This is a genomic window from Treponema sp. R8-4-B8, assembly GCF_054786175.1.
Genome location: NZ_BDHE01000236.1, coordinates 1 through 634, shown reverse-complemented (window position 1 = coordinate 634; position 634 = coordinate 1). Strand labels below are relative to the sequence as shown.

Sequence of the window (634 nt, the reverse complement as noted above, 5' to 3'; positions counted from 1 at the left end):
CGCCATATTTATATGATGAGTGGCGGCGGCGGCTTTTCGCGGATCGGTGTGCCCTGGCGCGTGTACGCCGTGTAAATGCCCAAGATGGGCGACGCAAAGAGGCTCATTAATCGTTATCCACATATCAATAAGATCGCCGAACTCTTTAAAACATACTTTCGCGTATTCAGCAAATAAATCGACTGTCGCGCGGTTTGTCCAGCCGCCTTCATTCTCCAATGCTTGAGGCAAGTCCCAATGGTAAATGGTCGCGCAGGTGTGAATGTTGTATTTATGCAATTCTTCGCAGAGGTTACGGTAATAGGCAATCCCCTCGGGGTTTACCCTACCCCGTCCTTCTGGCATGATTCTTGGCCATGCAATGGAAAAACGGTAACTGTTAAAGCCCAATTCAGCCATAAGCGAAACATCTTCCTTATAACGATGATACTGGTCACAGGCAATATTACCGTTTTCTCCGGCATAAGTCGCGCCCGGTTTGCGGGAAAAAGTATCCCAAATACATTCACCTCTGCCGCCTTCGTAAGCCGCGCCTTCAACCTGATAAGCGGCTGTTGCCGTACCCCATAAAAAATCATTCGGAAAAACGAGTTTTTCCATATTAGCCTCCTTGAGCAATAAAACACTAAAAATT

1 protein-coding gene is annotated in these 634 nt (G+C 47.3%); it reads right to left on the bottom strand.

What is annotated here, in order from left to right; all coding sequences use genetic code 11:
• A partial coding sequence (locus tag ACYVRA_RS08120) for a glycoside hydrolase family 1 protein (RefSeq protein ID WP_461252224.1) occupies nt 1-600 on the bottom strand: 600 nt, incomplete at its 3' end.
• Nucleotides 601-634: the final 34 nt, after the last annotated feature.